Source organism: Staphylococcus simulans (assembly GCF_047037175.1).
Taxonomy (GTDB): Bacteria; Bacillota; Bacilli; order Staphylococcales; family Staphylococcaceae; genus Staphylococcus; species Staphylococcus simulans_C.
On the sequence record NZ_CP178241.1, the window covers coordinates 1840267 to 1861817 of the forward strand.

Genomic DNA, 21551 nt, shown 5'->3' on the forward strand with positions numbered 1-21551 from the left:
TTAAGGGGGAATTAGTTATGAATAAAGAAGAAGCACGCTGGATCTATAAAACAATGAATGAAATCCGTGTATTTGAAGAAAAGGTACATGAAATATTCGGCAAAGGCGAAATCCCTGGATTTGTACATCTATACGTTGGTGAAGAAGGTGTCGCAACAGGTGTCATGGCTTTATTAGAAGACGATGACTATATCACTAGTACACACCGAGGCCATGGTCATGCTATTGCTAAAGGTTGCGACTTAAACGGTATGATGGCTGAAATCATGGGTAAACGAGATGGCTTAGGCCATGGTAAAGGCGGCTCAATGCACGTGGCAGAAATAGATAAAGGAATGCTTGGTGCCAACGGTATTGTGAGTGGAGGTTTTGGCTTAGCAACTGGAGCTGGTATTTCTTTAAGAAATCAAGGCAAAAATAACGTTGCAGTATGCTTCTTTGGAGATGGTGCTGCTAACGAAGGAAACTTCCATGAAGGTTTAAACTTTGCTTCAATTTTAAATCTACCTGTTATCTTCGTTTGTGAAAACAACCAATTTGGTGAAGGTACAACACATAAATATGCAAGTGCCTCAGAGACAATTGCTGAGAGAGCTTCAGCTTATAACATGCCTGGCGTTTATGTAGATGGAATGAACGTCGTAGAAGTTTACGATGCTGCTAAAGAAGCTATTAAACGTGCTAAAAACGGTGACGGCCCTACGCTTATTGAATGCGATACTTATCGTAAATATGGCCATTTCGAGGGCGACGAACAAAAAGTAAAATCAAAAGACGACCGAAATGCTGATCGTAATCCAACCGAAGAGTTTCGAAAATATGCTATCGAAAATGACTTGCTAACTGAAGATGAAGCAGATGAGATCGAAACAGCTGCGAAAAAAGCTGTAGAAGATGCAGTAGAGTTTGGTGAAAACAGTGAATTACCAGATTTAGATTCTTTATATAAAGATGTATTTGCATAAGCTTAAAGGGGGAACTGACAATGGGAGAAGAACGTAAAATCACATTTATGAAGGCCGTAAACGAAGCTATGGATATTGCAATGGAACAAGACGAAAACGTTATATTAATTGGTACAGATGTAGCCGGTGGTGCAGATGTTGACCATTTACAAGACGATGATTCATTCGGTGGTGTATTCGGTGTTACAAAAGGATTAGTAAAAAAGTACGGACGTAATCGAGTTATTGATACACCTATCGCTGAACACATTACTTTAAGTTCTGCAGTTGGTGCTGCAGCAACCGGCTTGCGACCGGTAGCCGAATTAATGTTCAACGATTTTATCGGATTTGGTTTAGACCCTATTTTAAACCAAGGTGCAAAAATGAGATATATGTTTGGTGGTAAAGCTAAAATTCCAATGGTTGTCAGAACTGTTCATGGCGCCGGTGCGGGTGCTGCTGCACAGCACTCTCAAACACTATATAATATTTTCGCTAGTATACCAGGTGTTAAAGTAGTTGTTCCTTCTAATCCGTATGACGCTAAAGGATTACTTCTAGCAGCGATTAAAGATGATAATTTAGTTGTTTACTCAGAAGATAAAACTTTATTAAGTATGAAAGGTGCAGTTCCTGAAGGAGATTATATTGTGGAAATCGGCAAGGCTAACGTTGTTCAAGAAGGTGAAGACCTAACAATTGTTGCAATAGGAAAAATGGTACAAACAGCATTAGACACTGCCGAAAAGTTATCTGAAGATAATATTTCAACAGAGGTCATTGACTTACGCTCAATCTCTCCATGGGATGAGGAAACGGTATTAGAATCAGTGAAGAAAACAGGCCGTTTGATTGTGATTGATGAATCTAATCCTCAATGTAATATTGCTGGAGATGTTGCTTCAGTTATTGGTGATATTGGATTCGATTACTTAGATGGACCAATCAAAAAGGTCACTGCACCAGATACACCTGTTCCATTTGCTCAGAATCTAGAGCAAGCATATATTCCAAGTGTTGAAAAAGTGTTAGATATAGCTGATGAACTAATCGCCGATTTAAAGAAAGTAAAATCTTAAGTTAAGGGGGTGGATAAGATGAGCACAAATATTATGATGCCTAAATTAGGTATGACTATGAAAGAAGGAACTGTTGAAGAATGGCATGTACAAGAAGGTGATTCAGTAACTAAAGGTGATATCGTCGCTTCAATCAGTTCAGAAAAATTGACACAGGATATTGAAGCCCCTGCTGATGGTACTATTTTAAAAATCACTACTCAAGCTGGTGAGGATACAAAAGTTAAAACACCAATTGGGGTAATAGGAGAAAGCGGAGAGTCTATCGAAGAAAATGAACAAGAAAAAACTTCAGAAAAAGATGATATTACTGAAGAGAATAATTCAAATGATACTAATGAATCTCCACCTCCTAAAGAAGATCACAATACTCAAGATGAAAATACTCGCATCTTTATTTCTCCTCTTGCACGCAATATGGCAGATAAAAACAATTTAGATATTTCTCGTATTGATGGTACAGGTGGAAATGGCAGAATCACTAAACTGGATATACAACGCGTACTTGAAAGTGGATTAGATAAAGATAGCCAAGAAGTAGCGGATACACCTACGGCCGCTTCTGTTTCAACTTCTTCAGCTGGAGAAGGATTAAATCCAATGCGGAAACGTATTGCTCAAAATATGCGTCAGAGTCTTGAACAAACAGCACAACTTACCCTACATCGCAAAGTTGACGCTGATTCATTACTTTCATTTAAAGATAAGTTGTCAACAAAATTAAGTAATGCAGGACAAGATGTGAAGATCTCAATTACAGCATTACTCGCTAAAGCTGTAGTACTCTCTCTTAAAGAATACCAGAAGATTAATGTCCGCTATGAAAATGGTGAGCTTCAAGAATTTGATAAAGTACATTTAGGTATTGCGACATCATTAGATGAAGGACTAATGGTGCCTGTGATTAAAGAAGCGGATAGTAAAAGTATCGGGGCATTAGCAAATGAAATTAAAGACTCTGCAGAAAAAGTCCGTAATGGTGAAACTAATGATATTTCGCTATCTGGTGCTACATTTACAATCACTAATATGGGGGCAAGTGAAATTGAATACTTTACTCCAATTTTAAATGTGGGTGAAGCGGGTATTCTAGGTATTGGCGCTATGCAATCAGAAGTTGTTATACAAGATGGAAGTGTAAAACAAATAAAACGTTTGCCTCTAAGTCTAACATTTGATCATCAATTATTAGATGGTGCCGATGCTGCTGAATACTTAAAAGTTTTAGCAAAATATATAGAGAACCCTTATTTGTTAATATTATAGAACCTTAAAAAATTGGAATCACCATGATTTTTATGATGATTCCGATTTTTTATAATTAATTGGTGTCACAACGTTATTTACTAATTCATCTAATTCTTTAATATTATCTATTTCATTTGTGTCTAATCACTTTACTTCACTCTTTTTGATGCTCACTATGCTTCTGTCACTCCACTTCATGCTGCTCTTTTGGAACATACGCCATTAAATTTAGAAACTGATTCATTTGCAAAAAACAATGTCTCTTTAAATAATTGAGTTGGTACTCCTGCACTTAAAAATATAAATTGTATTTTACTAACTTCTGATTGTTTCTTAAAGAAAAAATCAATACACAATTTTAGTCTCTTTTGTGAGGCTCCTATATCGTACTCAGAATCTAATAGATACTAGAAAAAGTTGGTTTTTCAAAAACTATTCTTTAAACTCTGATAAAGATTGTTCATCTTCTTCTAGTTTCACCATTTTTCAACAAACCACTCTGGTGTATTGAAAAAGTAGAGATTACCTTATGTTAATTAACTAACTTTATCAAATTTTCACTATGATATTGCCTCCATGATAATCTGAACTATTTCTTCTTCAGAATTAGCTTTTTTTAATTTGTTTATATAGTCAATGGAAATCAATTTTCTAGAAATTTTTGATAAAATGCTTAGATGTGTATTATTATTACTCTTTGGAACTAAAATGCTGATAATAAAATCTGTCATTTTATTATCTAAAGCTGGCCATTCAATACCTTTATTCAAACGAACAATTATCAATTTAGGATTTAAAATTTGTTCATTTGAAACATGAGGAATTGCAATGCCATTTTCCATACCTGTGCTACTTTGTCTTTCTCTCTCCTTAAATCCTTCATAAATACTATTATAATCAGATGATATATTAAGTTCGTTTGCCTTCTTAGCAATGAATGATAAAACTTGATCTTTGCTATTCAAATTTTCATCTAAAAATACTTGGTCATTACCTATCAGCACAAAAGTTTCATTTTGGTTATTTTTGCTCTTGGGATTATTTTCTGATTTTTCATTCTTTTTATAATATCTTCTTTCTTCTATAGCCATTAAAAGTCCTGCTATTACTGACCCAATTAGAATAGATAAAACCCACAGTATAGGATGAGTTACCACAGGTAAGACAATAAAACCACCGTGTGGAGCTGGCACCTTAACTTTAAATAGATAAGTTAATATTGCAGCAATTGATGATCCAACCATTAAAATTGGGATAATTGTTAAAGGCCTTTTGGCTGCAAAAGGAATTGCACCCTCTGTAATATGCGTAGAACCGAGCAAGAAATTTACATAACCTGCACTTTTTTCAGCATCGTTATAATATTTTTTTCCTAATAATACTGCAAATCCAGTCGCTAATGGGGGTGCAATACAAGCTGCAGATACTCCTGCCATAAATAGATAGTTTCCATCTGCAAGCAATGCTGTGCCAGTTACATATGCCGCCTTATTAATAGGCCCACCCATATCAGCTGCACACATAACACCTATAATCAATCCAAGAATAATAGGGTTAGTATTTTGAAATCCAGATAAGAAGTTCATTAGTGTTTTATTTACGAACTCCATTGGAGCAGAAATATACCACATTAAAAACCCAGCTATAAATATACCGAATACTGGCAATAAAAATATAGCTTTTAATCCATCTAAAGATTTAGGTAAATTTTTCATTACCCTTTGAAGTAATAGTATTATCCCACCAGCTAAAAAACCTCCGACAATACCGCCTAAGAACCCTGTACCATTAGTATTAGCAATCATACCAACGATAAAACCTATAACCAAACCTGGTCTATTCGCTATTGACTGTGCTATATATGCTGTTAAAATTGGAACCATTAATCCCATTGCCAACCCACCGATAGTATGCATTTGTTCTGCAATTACGTTATATTGACTTGACTTAGGATCAGCTGAATATATACCAAACATAAATGAAACTGCAATCATAACACCGCCAGCTACTACTACTGGCAACATATGAGAAACACCGTTCATTAAGTGTACATAAATTTGATGCCAAAAATTATTATCTCGTCTATTTAGCTTACTATCACTAATAATTCTCTGTTCTGAACCTTTGTATACCTTCGCGTCTCCATTTATTGCTTGGGCTACCAATTGTTCGGCGTTTTTAATTCCTTTTGATACAGAAACATTAATCACTTTTTTACCAGCAAATCGTTCAATATTCACATTTTTATCCGCAGCAATAATTATTACGTCAGCATCGTCAATTTCCTTTTGTGTAAAAGAGTTATCAACGCCTCTTTGACCGTGAGTTTCAACCTTAACAGCAATACCTTTATCTTTAGCTGCTTTTTCAATGGCTTCGGCTGCCATATAAGTATGTGCTATGCCAGTTGGGCATCCCGTTACTCCTAATATTCTGTAAGACATATTATCACCCCTATTATGTCGTATTAATCTCCATAACTTTAATTTGTTTTATTAATTCTTCTATATCTGTAAAATTACTTAATCCTGTTGTAAATGCTGTTGATGACCCAGAAGCAACCGATATCTTTAAAGCTTTTTTAAAATCTTTAGTCTTTGTATAGGTGTCGTAAAAGGCTGCTAACATGGTGTCACCTGCACCAGCCGTATTAACTAATGTTCCGTTTGGAGCAGTACAATAATATTTTTCTGTTTTATTTATGAAGTAAGCTCCTTTTGAACCTAACGAAACCAAAATATTTTCACATCCTTCATGTAAAAGCATTTCTGCTGCTTTTAATATTTCATCTTCACTTGAAATAGATAACCTAGGAAATATATTTTGTAATTCTTCTTCGTTAGGTTTAACAAGAAACGGCTGATATTTCATTAGATTTCTCAATATAGGATTGCTAGTATCTAAAACTAATCTAAATTTATTTTTGAAAGATATTTCCGCTATATTTTTTAAAATCTCGCTATCTAATCCCACAGGCAAACTTCCAGAAACAAATAAGGTGTCTTTTTTAGTTAGATTATTTATTTTTTTCAAAAGTTTCTCTTTTTCATTTTGTAAAATTCTCGGTCCTCTATTAACAATTTTAAACTCTCCTTGATTCGAGTTTAAAAACACGTTGATTCTCGTATCACCATTAATTTCAATAAAATCAGTTTTTATCCCTAATTTTAATAATTCATCATTGACAAACTTTCCAGTGAACCCTCCTATAAATCCAGTCGCAGTAGAAGGTGTGTTTAATTTATTTAAAACAATAGAAATATTAACACCTTTCCCATTCGGTTGAAGCTCATCATATAAGCTACGGTTTACTTTGTCTGTTACAAAATTCTCCATCTGTACAAACATGTCAATAGCTGTATTTAATGTGCACGTATATATCATTACTATCACTCCGTTATTTTTCTTATATTTATTATTTCATTGTGAGAAATGAAAATGTTTACAACTTCTATGATATATTTAATGAAAGGTGAAAAAATTTTCACAAATCAAGCGAGGAGAAAAGAAATGAATTTTCAACAAAGAGTCCAATTACACTATAATAACTTAAGTATCAGCGAAAAATTTTTGATAAATTATATAGAAAATAACTATTCAAAAATTGCCAACATTTCTATAGTAGCCTTAAGCGAACTAGCTAATGTATCCACTTCTACAATAGTCCGAAGTATGAAAAAATTAGGCTATAATGGTTTTACTGATTTTAAATACCAAATCGTTAATGAAGATCAAAATAAATTTTCCGAGCCATTAAGACAACTTAAAAATATAAATTCACAAATAAAGTCTGCAATAATAAAGAATCAAAAGGTATGCATGCGACGATAGATGGTAAAGATGCAGAGGTTAAAAAAGGTAATGGTATTGAAACTGTCATTCCTGTTAAGAAAGGACAAAAACAAATTCATCTTTCTTATACACCGCCTTACCTCTATCCGTTATTAGTACTGAGCGGTATCGGCTTAATACTGGCTATCGGCTTTACTTGGTTTGTACGCCATAAAATCAAATCTCATCATCAACAAGATAAGTAAATAATGCATAAAGGAAGCAGCGGAACCCTTACCGCTGCTTCTTTTTTCATATTCATGATAAATATTTAAGATTCATTTAAAGCACTATTGATGCTGTCAGTGAAAGCAGCCATGCGGTCTGTCCAGTTTGCGGGATTTTCACGATTTGGACGAGAAGCATTGCCATCTTTAAAGAATTGGTTCGCAAATTGATTATTCAACTCAATTTGTACCCCTGCTTTTTGTTGGTTTTGATTCGTAATATTATTTAAATTACGTCCTGCGATATTACCAGTCGCTTCTGTCACATCAAAACCTTTTGATCTTAATGTGGCTGTAATACGTGATCGCAATGCATCGTCTCGACCTCCAACATAAATATCATTACCTGAACGAGCTGTCTTATGAATCGTCACTGTTTTTTTAGATTCATGTACCATAGACTGTGCCTTAGGCTCATCGTAATTTGCAGAAGTCACATGCAAGTCTTTATTATTGATAGGACGTATCCCTTTAAATGTATAGTAACTTGCATTATTTTTATTTGCGATTTCATAGGCAATTTCACTTGTCCCTGGTTCAATACCTCCGCCATGCGGCGCAACGATGAGTGTATCATTTGTTCCCTTGCTTGTATCAATGGTCCAATCTTTACCCTCTTGTGTCGCCTGTTGCAGTTGTGTCATAGATTCATATTTATCTGAAGCACTGAACGTTAACGGCGTTAAGGTCAACAAACTCACGATTGCTACCGAAACCACACTGGCTGAAATCAATACTGGATTTTTTATCTTTTTCATTCAACAACACCTCTTCTAAATGCGCTTATTATAATGTAATCTCCTTTCTTACTTTCATTTAATTAACATTTTAGATTTAACCATACGCTTTAATCCTTTTAGTAATAGTGTATCCGACTTGAAATATCTTAATCATATTTTAAGTGAAAAGATTATCATCCTAATTATATATTGGAATGGCTAAAGGGGTTCAAACGCATCAGATTCAAAAAAACTGCATTTCGAGAACAGATGATACGCATTCAATATCTTATCAATCAATTTTCTCCATACATTTTTATGCATTTTGCTTTAAATTTATAATTTGGGGTAGTAATAACTAATAGCATATCTCCTGTTGTTTACTGCATTAAAGTGTTGCTGTGTATAGTGTCTGAAACATAACTACATTTTAATTTTTTTTCAGCGTTTAAATGTGCAGTGAAATAATAGTGAAAATTAATTTTTCAGAATTATCAAAACATTTGATATTACTTGCTTTGTAGCACATTGTGAAATGACAATGTATTTTCAGAAAAGACAAGAAAGTGTTGATTTTAATCATTTTGTCTGTCGCTCGTCTGTTGAAAGCGATTTCATTCTTATGTATTATGACACTAAAGATATAAAAAGGGGCTGGTTTATATATGCAAGGAGAAGAAAAAAATGGGCAAAACGTAGAACAAGAAACACAAAATGAAAAGAAACCAAAAGCCATTGGGATTTGGCCGTCGTTATTTACATTAGGGTTAATGATAGCGGTCATGTTATTTACAGTCGCAATTTTGAAAAAGGAGCCGCATATTCCATTGATGATTGGAACGGCAGTAGCCATTGGGGTCACGATGTTACATGGCTATAAATTCGATGATGTCGAGCAGATGATGTATAAGGGGATTAGACACGCATTACCTGCCATTGTCATTATTATCTTAGTCGGATTAATCATCGGTTCATGGATTGGCAGCGGTGTCGTTGCGACGATGATTTATTACGGACTTCAATTAATTGATCCGAGATTTTTCCTAGCAGTCGTCGTCTTACTGTGCGGGATTGTCGCCTTAGCCATCGGAAGTTCTTGGTCTACCATGGCAACTGTGGGGGTTGCTTCTATGGGGATTGGAATCAGTATGGGAATTAATCCAGGTATGGTGGCAGGTGCTGTCATTTCAGGTTCATACTTTGGGGATAAAATGAGTCCGCTCTCTGATACCACTAACTTAGCATCAGGGTTAACAAAAGTAGATTTATTCGAACATATTAAACATATGACGTATACGACCATTCCAGCACTTGTCATTTCACTCATCGCATTTTTCGTGATTGGCATACAGTATGGTAATCGTAATTTTGACGCTAAAAATATTGAGAAAATTCTATCAACAATGCAAGAACAATTTCTTATTTCACCTTGGTTATTGTTGATTCCATTGGCTGTTATTGTATTAGTTATGTTCAAAGTTCCTGCGATTCCTGCCATTTCTGCCGGAATTATCTTAGGATTCTTTGCACAAATCTTTGTACAAGGCGGTTCTTTAACTGAGGCGCTGACTGCACTTCAAACAGGTTATACGATGGAATCAGGCAATAAAATGGTAGATGAACTGTTTAACCGTGGTGGTTTAGAATCTATGTTCTATACCATTTCACTGACACTTGTCGCAATGACATTCGGCGGTGTCTTGGAATATTCAGGTATGTTAGATTCACTTATCAGTATCATCTTACGTTGGGCAAAGAATACAGGTTCATTGTTAACGTCAGTGATTCTATCTTGTATCGGTACAAACTTCACATGTTCAGAACAATATATCTCTATTATTGTACCAGGTCGTATGTATGCGCAGACGTTTACAGACAAAGGCTTACATCCTAAGAACTTATCACGTGCGTTAGAGGATGGCGGTACACTGACTTCAGTCTTCGTCCCTTGGAACACATGCGGTGTATTTATCGCCTCTACCTTAGGTGTCGGTGTCATGGAGTATGCGCCATTCGCATTCTTAAACTTCTTAGTACCTATCATTTCTATTATTTTCGCTTACACTGGATTCAAGATTGTGAAGTTGCCGAAAGAGCAAAGTGAAGATGTTAAATCTAGAAAAAAGAAAGCCGCTTTGCCTAACGATACACATTTAGCATAATAATTATCGAAATATTTTGAAATATATAACAGCACACCCTCGTGTTACCAACACGGGGGTGCACTCTGTTTATCATGAATTCAATCGTTCATTGAATGTTTCAAAGGAAATTTGACCTGTCGCCAGTTTTTCATATTCAACGCGCAGCTGTTCATTTTTAGATAACGGACGTTCATATAATACTTCGACACGTGCAGTTTCGTCATTTAAAGGTTCATTTAATGAAGCAAGTGTCTTAAAGGCTTCATAATAACGGATACCGAAGCGTCTTAATGACTGAGCATTGAAATGAATGCCGTCTGGATTCATCGTTAAGCCTTTCGCAGTCACAAAGTAAGTGTCAGGTTCTTGTTGCGGCATTGTTTGTAGAATTTGATTGATTGCTTCATGTTGTGTCAAAGTGAGACTGAAACCTTGTGGATCTGATAAGTGGTCTAACCCACCGATAATGAATGGTACATGCGGCAAATTCAGTTCCGCTCTGACATGTGCAATCACACGTTTGAGTTGTGCTTGATACACTTTATACAAATCATCATTACTATCATTTTCACCTTGATGCCATAAGATACCAATGATGTCACTTGTTTCTTGTGCAAAGCGTGCTTCAGATAACGCATGGCGCATCAGAATACTATCAGGCTGCCATTCTGAAATGGCACTGCCGCCTTCGGCACAAGGAATTAAACCGATAGATTCATCCGGATGATCAATGGACCAAGCTTGCGCAAACGCACTCGCTAAACCAACACCTGCCAAATGTCTGTCAGCGTGAATCGGTTCGCCCATCATTTGCCATCTGCCATTGCGCAAGACATAAATATGTTCGTTGATAATCGCTGGCACTTCATTTAGAAAGCCTCTGCCTGCCATATTCGATTGGCCTATTAAAAGAATTGATTTCATTATTACACCCGCTTTCTATTTTATAATCTAGCTTCATTATAACAAGTCGTCGCCTGTGTTAAGTCATTTTATATTTCAAAAGAAAACGTTTTCCATAATATATTAAACCGTTTCGCTTATCTTATAAGTTGAGGATTGATAGAATGAAGTGGTATTCTATTTTCAAAATTAAATGAAATAACAGAACGTGCTTTTAGTGTTAGGAGGAGAAAACAATAAATAAACCCCATTTAGTGGCACCTGAGGATTTTAATATCGTCTCTGAGATCGAGAAGTACGCAAAAGATAAATCAAAAGTTGCGATCATCTTTGAAGATAATGCAGGTGGAACAACAGAAGTAACTTATGATGCATTGATTCGCAGTGCAAATCGCATTGGCAATCTATTTAAACAGCATGGTTTGCGTAAAGGCGATACATTACTCATTAAAATGGAACGCAGTATTGAAACATATGAAGTTTATATTGCGGCATTAAAACTCGGTGTCGCTTTAATCCCAGCATCTGAAATGTTAAGAACGAAAGACTTGCAGTACCGTATTACACACGGTGAAGTCGATGCAGTCTTATCTATTGCGTCAGGGGCAGATGAATTTGAAGGCGTAAAAGAATATGATGACTTAACAAAATTTATTATTGGGGATACTAAAGAAGATTGGATTAATGTCGAAGAAGGTAAACAAGAAATGAGCGATGTATTAGACATCACACCGACAAAACGTGATGACACGGCGTTCTTGCCTTATACTTCTGGGACAACAGGCAACCCTAAAGCTGTTGTACATACACATGGTTGGGGTTATGCACATATGCAGATGGCACCCAAGCATTGGTTAAACATCAGTGAAGATGATATTGTTTGGGCAACTGCAGCCCCTGGTTGGCAGAAATGGGTGTGGAGTCCATTCTTATCAGTCATGACATCCGGCGCAACAGCCTTTGTCTTTAATGGCCGTTTCAATGGAACAGTGTACTTGGAATTGCTTGAAAAGTACAAAATCAATGTACTATGCTGTACGCCAACAGAATACCGTATCATGGCTAAACTCCAAGATTTAGCCAACTATGATCTCTCTCACCTTCATGACGCTGTATCAGCTGGTGAACCTTTAAACCAAGAAGTTGTTGAGAAATTCCAAGATACTTTCGATATTACTGTACGTGACGGCTATGGCCAAACTGAAAGTACTTTACTAATCGGACTCTTAAAAGACGTTGAAGGCAAACCAGGCGCAATGGGTAAAGCTATCCCTGGCAGTGAGGTAACTATTATTGACGATGAAGGTAATTTAGCTGAAATCGGAGAAGTCGGCAATATTGCTGTTCCAGTCGATTTACCTGCATTGTTCAAAGGTTATTTCAAAGAGCCTGAACGTACACAAGAACGTGTGGTCGGTAATTACTTCATGACAGGCGACTTAGCCAAAGTAGATGAAGACGGCTACTTCTGGTTCGAAGGCCGTAAAGACGATATTATTATCAGTTCAGGGTATACGATCGGACCATTCGAAGTTGAAGACTCATTAACGAAACACCCTGCCGTTAAAGAATGTGCAGTAGTTGCAAGCCCACATGAATTACGTGGTAATATCGTTAAAGCTTTCATTATCCTACAAGATGGTTATGAAGCAAGTGACGATTTAGTTAAAGAACTTCAAAATTATGTAAAATACGATGTCGCACCTTACAAATATCCACGTGCCATTGAATTTGTAGAAGAATTACCTAAAACAAATTCAGGTAAAATCCGTCGTGTTGAACTACGTGAAGCAGAAATTGAAAAATACAACAATCAACAATAAGTTATCAACGGATGTCCCTGCCATTTGGCGGGGATATTTTTGTATAGTGATAGAATAGATAGCGTGAAATTATTTCCCAGGTCATAGAACCCAACAAAATAGAATTAAAATAAGCCTCTGAAGTGCATAGCGTAACACTTCAGAGGCTTTTCTATATCTTATATGAGATTGTATCTATTCATCACATTGATTGTGCGCAGATGAAATTGAAACTTAGTTCATTTCTTTTTTAACTGTTGCTTTAACACGGTCCATATCACCTGAAACATCTATGTCTGGTTTCTTCGTGAATTTAGAAACGATGATCGTCACTAACACACTGGCAATTACACCAGGAATAATTTCATATAAGTTGAAGAAATCATTCATTTCACCGAGTGGTTTCGCGAAGACAATCCATAGAATAACAACGACTGCCCCAGCAATCATACCACTGATTGCGCCTGTACGACTTAAACCTTTCCAGTATAATGACATCACTACAAGCGGACCGAATGCGGCACCGAAACCTGCCCATGCATTACCTACTAAGTTTAAAATCGTGTCGTTTGGTGACCATGCGATTGCGATAGAGATAATCGCAACGATTAATACTGAAATACGACCAACCATTAAAAATTCTTTTTGATGTTTCTTCGCAGCTTCTTCACCACGAATTAATTTATAGAAGTCTTCTGTCAATGAACTTGAAGTTACAAGCAATTGAGAAGAAATCGTACTCATAATCGCAGCCAAGATCGCAGCAAGTAAGAAACCGCCGACTAATGGATGGAATAAGATTTGACTCATTAAAATAAATAATGTTTCTGGGTCTTTTAATTCCACGCCTTTATCTTTAACAAACGCAATACCGATTAGACCGACAAAGACTGCACCAATTAAACTGATAGCCATCCAGCCGATACCGAAGCGACGCGCTGTTCTGATTTGTTTGACTGTTTTAATACTCATAAAGCGCACGATGATGTGTGGCTGACCGAAGTAACCTAGACCCCATGCGAAGAATGAGATAATTCCGACAATTGTTGTCCCTTTGAATAAATCTAAGTTTGTCGGTTTTAAATCTGTGACAGTGTGGAATGTGTCTAATCCATTTAATTTTAATAATGCGACAATCGGAACCATGATCATCGCAATCAACATAATCACACCTTGGAAGAAGTCAGTCAGTGATACTGCTAAATAACCTCCAAAGAATGTATAAGCGATAACGATAACTGAAATTAAGATTAATCCTAAACGATAATCTAATCCGAAGGCACTGTTGAAGAGCTTACCGCCTGATACCATACCCGCATGTGTATAAAGGGTAAAAAAGACGACGATAATACCGCCTGAAATAATTTTAATTAAGTTAGAATGGTCTGCAAGACGGTTCTTAAAGAAGTCTGGCAACGTAATCGCATCGCCAGCTTGTTCTGTGTATACACGTAGTCTTGGTGCGACGACGAAATAGTTGATATATGCACCAAGTGTTAAACCAATCGCAAGCCACGCAGCTGAAAGTCCAGTTGTATAGACCTCACCGGGCAGCCCCATAATCATCCAACCACTCATGTCGGATGCCCCTGCAGATAGTGCTGTAACGTATGGCCCAATGCTACGGCCGCCCAGCATATATTCACTGACATTCCCCGTTGCTTTCTTATAACCATAATAGCCGATGACTAGAAGGATTAAGAAATACAAACCAATCATAATATAGGTTTGCCAGTCTGGGTGTACCTGTTGTCTCAATGTTGCTCCTAAAGTAAACATGTCTAAAATAAACATCCTTTCAAATTATTTGTAATAAAATGTACGGATCGTTCTTAGGCATAGCAATGACAAGGTTCAGAATCTAAATTAAAGTCACAAAGTCAAAGTGACTTTGAATAACTCCCCATTCACCCTGAAATTTAATTTTAATTAACGCATTGCGCACAATTCTTCAAAGTATGTCCCCACATACTTGCCCCAATTGAAATACTTAATCTAAATTAGAAAAACAGTTTAAAACAATTCTCCCAAGTTTCGTAAGCAAAATACCTTTGTTTATGTAACGTTGTAGTAAATAGTATTTATACTGCTTTTTTTGCTTAAGATATTTTCTTATACCCTAGTTTTTAGATTAAGAACATTTGAGTTAATTAAAATTTTAACCTGAAATCCTTTTTCCCTTGCAAAAAATTGCTTTTAACTTTTTAGCAAAGATGTTTCTTAGCTTAACACAATGATATTTTTACGCAAATTCAAGTCGGCAAAAAAGCCACTTTCTCGCCCTTTTTAGAGATTTTTTTATCCGCGTTCGTCACTTCAATAGCAATGGTTACAGCGAAATCCAAAAATTTTTTCAACTTTTTTCATTTGGTAACGTTTTCTTAATGTAATAAAACCATAATATTTTCAAATAATCCTCTACTATCCTTGTAGTCATGCCTTATACAGCACTTCAATAAATTGTAATATTCGGAATATTCGTTGAAAATATATGTTGTTGTGGTAATATTAAACAAAATTACACTTATACTGTAACTGAAAGAGGGATGTTCATGCTTGAAGAAGTTGGATTTCAAATTAAATTAATTCGTAATCAACAACGACAGACATTAAAACAGTTAAGTGCTATGACAGGATTATCTACAAGTTTCTTGTCTCAAGTTGAACGCGGGGAATCGTCTATTGCGATTACCTCTCTCGATAAAATTGCGAAAGCACTTGATGTTAGTATTACTTCATTTTTTTCACCAGAAACACCTAATAATTATCATGTACAACCACAAAAAATGAAACCAAACACTATTAATCACGCTAACGCTTCAATTAAGCGCGTTTCGAGTGAATTTGAAAACCGCAACTTAGAGACTTATCTCATCACATTTGCGCCAGGCAGTCGTAGTGAAACGTCCATGCATGGCGGTGAAGAATTTTTCTACATGGTTGAAGGTGAACTCACATTTTATGTGAACGATAAGAAACATGTCATCAAAGAAGGCGAAATTATTCATTATCCTTCGCGCTTTCAACATTACTGCAGAAATGATTCAGAATATCCCGCTACAGTATTGAGTGTAGTGACACCCAAAATATTTTAACTCCAAATTTGAAAGGGGATATTATTATGCGCGTAGCAACAGATATTGGAGGAACTTTCACAGATTTAGTCGCATTAGATAATAACGGGGAATTGATTTTAGGAAAGTCAGATACAACGCCACAAAACTTTGAAGAAGGCATCTTTAATGTCTTAAACCAAGCAAAAGTAGATTTACAAGATATCGAAATGTTTATCCATGGTACGACTATTGTCATTAACGCTTTAACAGAAAAGCAAGGTGTCAAAACTGGTTTAATTACCACAAAAGGCTTTCGAGACGTCTTAGAACTTGCACGTGGCAATCGACCAGACTTATTTAACGTACGATACAAGAAACCCGTCCCTTTTGTAGAACGTCATTTACGCAGAGAAGTATCAGAACGCATGAATTATAAAGGCGAAATCATCAACGGTCTTAACTTTGATGAAGTTGAAAATATTATTCAAGATTTTAAAGCTGAAGGCGTTAAAGCCATTGCGATTTCACTCTTGCATAGTTATCAAAATAACGATCATGAACGTGCAATCGCTTGTTATATCAAGAAACACCATCCAGAATTTGCGATCACCTACTCCACCGAATTAAATAATGAATGGCGCGAATACGAGCGGACATCTACCGCTGTCTTAAACGCCTATGTCAAACCAATTGCGAACGACTATTTATCTAACTTAGAAGAACATATCACAACTAAAAGTCATCATTCCAACAACTATGTGATGCAGTCTAATGGTGGTACGAGTACTTTCGACCATGCTAAAACAGCACCTATCAATATGGTAGAGTCAGGTCCAGTATCCGGTATCTTTGGTGCAGCGGTACTTGGTGAACTTATAGGAGAAGAAAATCTAATCGTCTTGGACATTGGCGGTACCACTGCTAAATGTTCGTTAATTGAAAACAACCAAGTCAAAGTATCAACGGATTACCACTTAGAACAAACGCAAAACTATGCCGGTTATCCGATGAAAGTCCCCGTTGTCGACATTGTTGAAATCGGCAATGGCGGAGGTTCAATCGCATGGTTTGATGATAGCGGTTCTATCAAAGTCGGCCCGAAATCAGCTGGCGCAGAACCTGTCCCTATTGCCTACGGCAAAGGCGGTACAGAACCTACAACGACTGATGCTAACTTGTTATTAGGCAGATTGAACTTACAAAATTTTGATACAGATGTCTCTATCGATACACTGAAAAAACAATTTGAACAGGCCATTACACAGCACTTAGATGTGGACTTGGATACTGCCGCTATGGGCATTGTTAAAATTGCGAACTCTAACATGTTAAACGCATTGAAACTGATTTCAGTCCGAAAAGGCTATGATCCACGTGACTTTACTATGGTTGCGATTGGTGGCGGCGGCCCGATGCATGCTCAAGATTTAGCACGAGAATTAGGGGTTAAAAAAGTTATCGTGCCATCAGCTTCCAGTGTCTTTGCTTCATGGGGCATGTTGATGTCTGACTTACGTCATGACTATTCACAAACCTATGTTGTTAACACGGAACAACTAGATTATCAACACATCAACAACACCTACCAAGCCATGATTGACGAAGCACATGACACACTTAAACAAGAGGCTGTCGATAAACAACGAATTGTTGTCACGAAATCGATTGATTTGCGTTATGTCGGACAAGACCACCCTGTTGAGGTCTCTGTCCCATTCGACAGCTTGACTGAAACCAATACTGATGAAGTCATAAAAGCCTTCCACCGCAAGCACGAACAGTTATACACGTACACATTAGAAGACAACGGTATTGAAGTCGTCAACGTCAAAGTTTCCGTACTTGGTAAAATTAATAAACCTGTTATTAAAAAAGCAGAACCGAAATCAGGCAATCCAATCAAAGCACAACGTGAGGTCTATTTTGAAGAATCAGGTTGGGAAAAAGTCAATGTCTATGACAGAGACACCTTACCTATCCATGAAACCATTCATGGTCCTGCCGTGATTGAGGAAACCTCTACTACCATTCCGTTGAATCCAGGTGACCACCTAGTTAAAGACGACTATGGCAACTTACTGATTCACATTGGAGGAGATAATTATGAGTTATAACACAGACCCTTTCACCTATGAAGTCATAAAAGATGCATTAATTTCTACAGGCGAAGAAATGTTTATTGCCTTATCAAGAACTTCTATGAGTCCAATTATTTACGAAGTCCTTGATTATGCCTGTGGATTAACCAACAAACGTGGTGAGCTGGTCACTTTAGGGAATGGTGTCACAGGCTTTATCGGTATGCTGTCATTTATGGTTAAAGAAGTGCTGCGTAACTATGAAGATGATATTCATGAAGGAGATATCTTCTTAATCAACGATCCATACCGCGGCGGTGGTTCACACTTATGTGATGTTGGCGTTGTTTTACCTATATTTGAAGATAATGAACTGATCGCATTCGTCGCAAACAAAGCACACTGGACAGAAGTCGGTGGTAAAGATACAGGTTCAATGTCGACTAATTCCACAGATGTCTATCAAGAAGGCCTCCAATTTCCATGTGTGAAATTGTTTGACCGCGGTGTTAAAAATGAAGCACTGCTTAAAATCATTGAAGCGAATGTACGCTTCCCTAAATTGTCTATTGGCGATATGTGGGCACAAATCGCCTCTTTAAAAACTGGCGAACGCCGTATTCAAGGACTATGTAAGAAATATACTGCTTCTGCCATTTTAGAAAGCATGGATCGTTTCTTAGACCAAGGCGAAGCTTTAACCTTAAAAGAAATTGAGCAATTACCAAATGGTGTTTATAACGTTGAAGACTTGATTGATGATGATGGAATTACAGACGCACAAATTCCAGTCCAACTTAAACTCACTATCACAGATCATGAATTTATTTGTGATTTCAGAGGATCATCTAAACAAGTCCTAGGTCCGATTAACAGTTCCTATACAGGTTTAGTCTCAGCGGTTAGGACAATCTTCCTAGCAATCACCAATCCGTCACAAGAAGTGAATGACGGTTCGTTCAGACCACTTAAAATCATTACAGATGAAGGTTCCATCATTTCAGCTGAGCGACCTGCACCGGTTTCCATGTACTGGGAGTCTATGTTATATGGGACAGAAATGGTTTGGCGTGCACTCGCGCCTGTCTTACCAGACCGTTTAACAGCTGGGCATCTATTATCTGTTTGTGTTGTCATTATGGGCGGCCAACATCCTGATACCGACAATAATTTCCTAATCGTTGAGCCTTCTGTTGGCGGCTGGGGTGCTTCAAATCACTTTGATGGCGATACAGGACAATTTTGTATGTTAGATGGTCAAACGTTTAACGTTCCAGTAGAAATCGCCGAACACACTTATGGTATCCAAGTTGAATCATTCTCAATGCGTACAGATGGCAAAGGTGCCGGTCAACATCGCGGCGGTCCTGGTGCTGTCCGTGTATACAAAGCACTGACAGACGGTCAATTCTTCACAGGCAGCTTCGGTCATCATAAATCAAATGTTTGGGGTGCAGATGGCGGCCATGAAGGGTCAAACAATGAATTCCTATTCATTAAAGCAGACGGCACAGTGGACGGACCTTATGGTAAATATAACCAATACCCGTTAAACAAAGGTGATAAAGTCGTTTTACGTACCGCAACTGGTGGAGGTTATGGTGATCCGACACTTCGAGACAGAAGTGCAGTTGCACGCGATATTAAGAACGGCATTATTACGCTTCAACAAGCACAAGATATTTATGGTTATCAAGCTGACTAAACACAAGATGATACGTCACACTTATCAACATTGTTCGTTTAAATTAAGTCGATAAGTTAAAAGATATTAGAAGAACCCACGTTCCTTTTATAGGTAAACGTGGGTTCTTCTATATGCCAAACAAATCATCTGAAGCTTTGTCTCCGCAATGTTTATTAGACGTACGTCATGCTTACATCAGACAAACGGGAGTCTGACCTAAATTGAATATGTAAAGAAGCAGCGCTCCTCTTAGGAAGCACTGCTTAATAGTGTTATGGCTTATTTTTCATTTAATTTCAAAGTGTCTGCAGATGCTTGACGTACTTTGTTTAATAAGTTTGTATCATTGATTAATGATTCACCATATGATGGAATCATTTCTTTTAATTTACCTGACCATTGTTCAAGATAGTCTGGGAAGTTTTGTTCAATGATTTCTAATGCAACAGATACTGAAGTTGAAGCGCCTGGTGATTCACCTAACATTGCGACTACAGTATGGTCTTTAGAGTGTACGACTTCTGTACCAAATTGGATAAAGCCGCGACCATGTTCTTGTGTATCTTTGATAACTTGAACACGTTTACCAGCAATGTGTAAATCCCAATCTTCATCTTTCGCATCTGGAACGAAACGACGGAGTTCTTTCATACGGTCTTCTTTTTTCATCAACATTTGTTGGATTGAATATTTTACAAGTGATAAGTTTTTAACCCCGGCAGCTGCCATTGTTAATAAGTTATCACGATTTAATGAACGGAATAAGTCTAAGTTTGATCCGTGTTTTAAGAATTTAGGGCCGATCGCCGCAAATGGTCCAAATAGTAGACTTTCTTTTCCACGTACATAACGACGGTCTAAATGCGGTACAGTCATTGGCGGTGTGCCTGGCGGCTCTTTACCGTAAACTTTCGCATCGTGTTGTTGTACGATTTCTGGTTTATTACAAACTAAGAAAGCACCGCTGATTGGGAAACCGCCTAAGTTTTTACTTTCTTCGATGTGTGTTTTTTGAAGTAATGGAATTGCGGCACCGCCGGCACCGATGAAGATGTAATCTGCAATATGTGTTTCAACATTGCCAGTCTCTAAATTACGTACTTCTACTTCCCATTTCTTATCTGCACGTTGTTGGAATGCGAAAACTTCATGACGATAATACATTTCAGCATTCTCGTGTGTTTCTAAGTTTGACGCTAATTTACGTGTTAATTCACCGAAGTTTACGTCTGTACCTTTATCAATCTTACTTGCCGCAATTGCTAAGTGCGGAGAACGGCCTTCCATCATTAAAGGCATCCATTGCGCAAGTTGATTGCGATCTTCAGTATATTCGATGTCAGAGAACATCGGTAAATCTTTTAGTGCTTCATAACGTTTCTTCAAGAATTGAACGTTTTTCACACCTTGTACGAAACTGATGTGTGGTAATGGTGTAATAAATTCACGTGGATTTTCAATCGCATTTGTTTTCACTAAATGTGACCAGAATTGTTTTGAAATCTCAAATTGCTCGTTAATTTCTTTTGCTTTTTCCACATCAATTGAACCATCTGGTTGTTCCACTGTATAGTTCAACTCACATAATGCTGCGTGCCCCGTACCGGCATTACTTGTGTCATAAGAACTTTCTAACCCAGGACCATCTAAGCGTTCAAATAACTTGATGTTCCAGTCAGGTTGAATTTCTTTTAAAAATGAACCAAAAGTAGTACTTAATACCCCTGCACCGATCAAAATTACGTTTTTTGATTCTGCTTGACTCATTTTGAAACCACCTTCCTCAAATTAAATGTCTGGTCATCTGATGACTTAAGACATAATGATTGT

Annotated in this window: 16 protein-coding genes; 10 read left to right on the forward strand and 6 right to left on the reverse strand. The window is 37.1% G+C overall.

Annotated features, from left to right (window positions below; all coding sequences use genetic code 11):
- Positions 1-17: 17 nt before the first annotated feature.
- Genes ACFCT9_RS08940 through ACFCT9_RS08950 form a run of 3 tightly spaced genes read left to right on the forward strand, consistent with a single transcriptional unit; the run spans position 18 to position 3292 of the window.
- A complete protein-coding gene (locus tag ACFCT9_RS08940) occupies positions 18-965 on the forward strand; it encodes a thiamine pyrophosphate-dependent dehydrogenase E1 component subunit alpha (protein WP_412518701.1) in 948 nt (315 codons plus the stop codon).
- A gap of 20 nt (positions 966-985) precedes the next feature.
- Positions 986-2026, forward strand: coding sequence for an alpha-ketoacid dehydrogenase subunit beta (locus ACFCT9_RS08945; protein WP_412518703.1), 1041 nt, complete (start codon positions 986-988; stop codon positions 2024-2026).
- Positions 2027-2044: 18 nt separating this feature from the next.
- On the forward strand, positions 2045-3292 hold the full coding sequence (locus tag ACFCT9_RS08950; RefSeq protein WP_412518704.1) for a dihydrolipoamide acetyltransferase family protein: 1248 nt from the start codon (positions 2045-2047) through the stop codon (positions 3290-3292).
- Between the two features lie 542 nt (positions 3293-3834).
- Here ACFCT9_RS08950 and ACFCT9_RS08955 read toward each other — a convergent pair.
- Positions 3835-5718 (reverse strand): fructose-specific PTS transporter subunit EIIC, encoded by a 1884-nt coding sequence (locus ACFCT9_RS08955; RefSeq protein WP_412518706.1) that lies wholly within the window; start codon positions 5716-5718, stop codon positions 3835-3837.
- A 13-nt stretch (positions 5719-5731) separates the two neighbouring features.
- On the reverse strand, positions 5732-6610 hold the full coding sequence (gene pfkB / locus ACFCT9_RS08960; protein ID WP_412518708.1) for a 1-phosphofructokinase: 879 nt from the start codon (positions 6608-6610) through the stop codon (positions 5732-5734).
- Positions 6611-6784: 174 nt separating this feature from the next.
- Here pfkB and ACFCT9_RS08965 point away from each other — a divergent pair, with 174 nt between their 5' ends.
- Together ACFCT9_RS08965 and ACFCT9_RS08970 are read left to right on the forward strand one after the other, a co-directional pair.
- Positions 6785-7105, forward strand: a complete 321-nt coding sequence (locus ACFCT9_RS08965; protein WP_412518709.1) for a MurR/RpiR family transcriptional regulator — start codon at positions 6785-6787, stop codon at positions 7103-7105.
- Entirely contained in the window at positions 7090-7311 is a 222-nt protein-coding gene (locus tag ACFCT9_RS08970; protein WP_412518711.1) for a YfhO family protein, read from the forward strand. The genes ACFCT9_RS08965 and ACFCT9_RS08970 overlap by 16 nt, the downstream gene beginning before the upstream one ends.
- A gap of 65 nt (positions 7312-7376) precedes the next feature.
- Here the strand turns inward: ACFCT9_RS08970 and ACFCT9_RS08975 are convergent, their stop codons facing one another.
- On the reverse strand, positions 7377-8090 hold the full coding sequence (locus ACFCT9_RS08975) for a poly-gamma-glutamate hydrolase family protein (RefSeq protein WP_412518713.1): 714 nt from the start codon (positions 8088-8090) through the stop codon (positions 7377-7379).
- 626 nt (positions 8091-8716) lie between these two features.
- Here ACFCT9_RS08975 and nhaC point away from each other — a divergent pair.
- Positions 8717-10213, forward strand: coding sequence for a Na+/H+ antiporter NhaC (nhaC, locus tag ACFCT9_RS08980; RefSeq protein ID WP_412518715.1), 1497 nt, complete (start codon positions 8717-8719; stop codon positions 10211-10213).
- A 72-nt stretch (positions 10214-10285) separates the two neighbouring features.
- On the opposite strand, the gene ACFCT9_RS08985 is transcribed toward nhaC, so the two are convergent.
- On the reverse strand, positions 10286-11119 hold the full coding sequence (locus tag ACFCT9_RS08985) for a sialate O-acetylesterase (RefSeq protein WP_412518717.1): 834 nt from the start codon (positions 11117-11119) through the stop codon (positions 10286-10288).
- Between the two features lie 215 nt (positions 11120-11334).
- Between ACFCT9_RS08985 and mbcS the strand changes: the two genes are divergently transcribed.
- Complete coding sequence (gene mbcS, locus ACFCT9_RS08990) at positions 11335-12921, forward strand: acyl-CoA synthetase MbcS (RefSeq protein WP_412521652.1); 1587 nt, start codon at positions 11335-11337, stop codon at positions 12919-12921.
- A 213-nt stretch (positions 12922-13134) separates the two neighbouring features.
- Here the strand turns inward: mbcS and putP are convergent, their stop codons facing one another.
- Positions 13135-14679, reverse strand: coding sequence for a sodium/proline symporter PutP (gene putP / locus ACFCT9_RS08995; RefSeq protein WP_412518719.1), 1545 nt, complete (start codon positions 14677-14679; stop codon positions 13135-13137).
- Positions 14680-15452: 773 nt separating this feature from the next.
- Between putP and ACFCT9_RS09000 the strand changes: the two genes are divergently transcribed.
- From ACFCT9_RS09000 to ACFCT9_RS09010, 3 genes are read left to right on the forward strand one after another with little or no spacing between them, the layout of a single operon-like run.
- Positions 15453-15995 (forward strand): helix-turn-helix domain-containing protein, encoded by a 543-nt coding sequence (locus tag ACFCT9_RS09000; RefSeq protein ID WP_412518720.1) that lies wholly within the window; start codon positions 15453-15455, stop codon positions 15993-15995.
- A gap of 26 nt (positions 15996-16021) precedes the next feature.
- Positions 16022-18070 (forward strand): hydantoinase/oxoprolinase family protein, encoded by a 2049-nt coding sequence (locus tag ACFCT9_RS09005; RefSeq protein ID WP_412518722.1) that lies wholly within the window; start codon positions 16022-16024, stop codon positions 18068-18070.
- Complete coding sequence (locus ACFCT9_RS09010) at positions 18060-19739, forward strand: hydantoinase B/oxoprolinase family protein (protein ID WP_412518724.1); 1680 nt, start codon at positions 18060-18062, stop codon at positions 19737-19739. Before ACFCT9_RS09005 ends, ACFCT9_RS09010 begins: the two co-directional genes overlap by 11 nt.
- A gap of 261 nt (positions 19740-20000) precedes the next feature.
- Here the strand turns inward: ACFCT9_RS09010 and mqo are convergent, their stop codons facing one another.
- A complete protein-coding gene (mqo, locus tag ACFCT9_RS09015; RefSeq protein ID WP_412518726.1) occupies positions 20001-21488 on the reverse strand; it encodes a malate dehydrogenase (quinone) in 1488 nt (495 codons plus the stop codon).
- Positions 21489-21551: the final 63 nt, after the last annotated feature.

Coding starts and splice junctions, on each gene's coding strand:
- ACFCT9_RS08965 (WP_412518709.1), top strand. CDS start 6,785: ATGAATTTTCAACAAAGAGTCCAATTACACTATAATAACTTAAGTATC.
- ACFCT9_RS08955 (WP_412518706.1), bottom strand. CDS start 5,718: ATGTCTTACAGAATATTAGGAGTAACGGGATGCCCAACTGGCATAGCA.
- ACFCT9_RS08970 (WP_412518711.1), top strand. CDS start 7,090: ATGCATGCGACGATAGATGGTAAAGATGCAGAGGTTAAAAAAGGTAAT.
- mqo (WP_412518726.1), bottom strand. CDS start 21,488: ATGAGTCAAGCAGAATCAAAAAACGTAATTTTGATCGGTGCAGGGGTA.
- ACFCT9_RS09005 (WP_412518722.1), top strand. CDS start 16,022: ATGCGCGTAGCAACAGATATTGGAGGAACTTTCACAGATTTAGTCGCA.
- putP (WP_412518719.1), bottom strand. CDS start 14,679: ATGTTTACTTTAGGAGCAACATTGAGACAACAGGTACACCCAGACTGG.
- ACFCT9_RS08985 (WP_412518717.1), bottom strand. CDS start 11,119: ATGAAATCAATTCTTTTAATAGGCCAATCGAATATGGCAGGCAGAGGC.
- ACFCT9_RS08975 (WP_412518713.1), bottom strand. CDS start 8,090: ATGAAAAAGATAAAAAATCCAGTATTGATTTCAGCCAGTGTGGTTTCG.
- ACFCT9_RS08940 (WP_412518701.1), top strand. CDS start 18: ATGAATAAAGAAGAAGCACGCTGGATCTATAAAACAATGAATGAAATC.
- nhaC (WP_412518715.1), top strand. CDS start 8,717: ATGCAAGGAGAAGAAAAAAATGGGCAAAACGTAGAACAAGAAACACAA.
- ACFCT9_RS08950 (WP_412518704.1), top strand. CDS start 2,045: ATGAGCACAAATATTATGATGCCTAAATTAGGTATGACTATGAAAGAA.
- ACFCT9_RS09010 (WP_412518724.1), top strand. CDS start 18,060: ATGAGTTATAACACAGACCCTTTCACCTATGAAGTCATAAAAGATGCA.
- ACFCT9_RS09000 (WP_412518720.1), top strand. CDS start 15,453: ATGCTTGAAGAAGTTGGATTTCAAATTAAATTAATTCGTAATCAACAA.
- pfkB (WP_412518708.1), bottom strand. CDS start 6,610: ATGGAGAATTTTGTAACAGACAAAGTAAACCGTAGCTTATATGATGAG.
- ACFCT9_RS08945 (WP_412518703.1), top strand. CDS start 986: ATGGGAGAAGAACGTAAAATCACATTTATGAAGGCCGTAAACGAAGCT.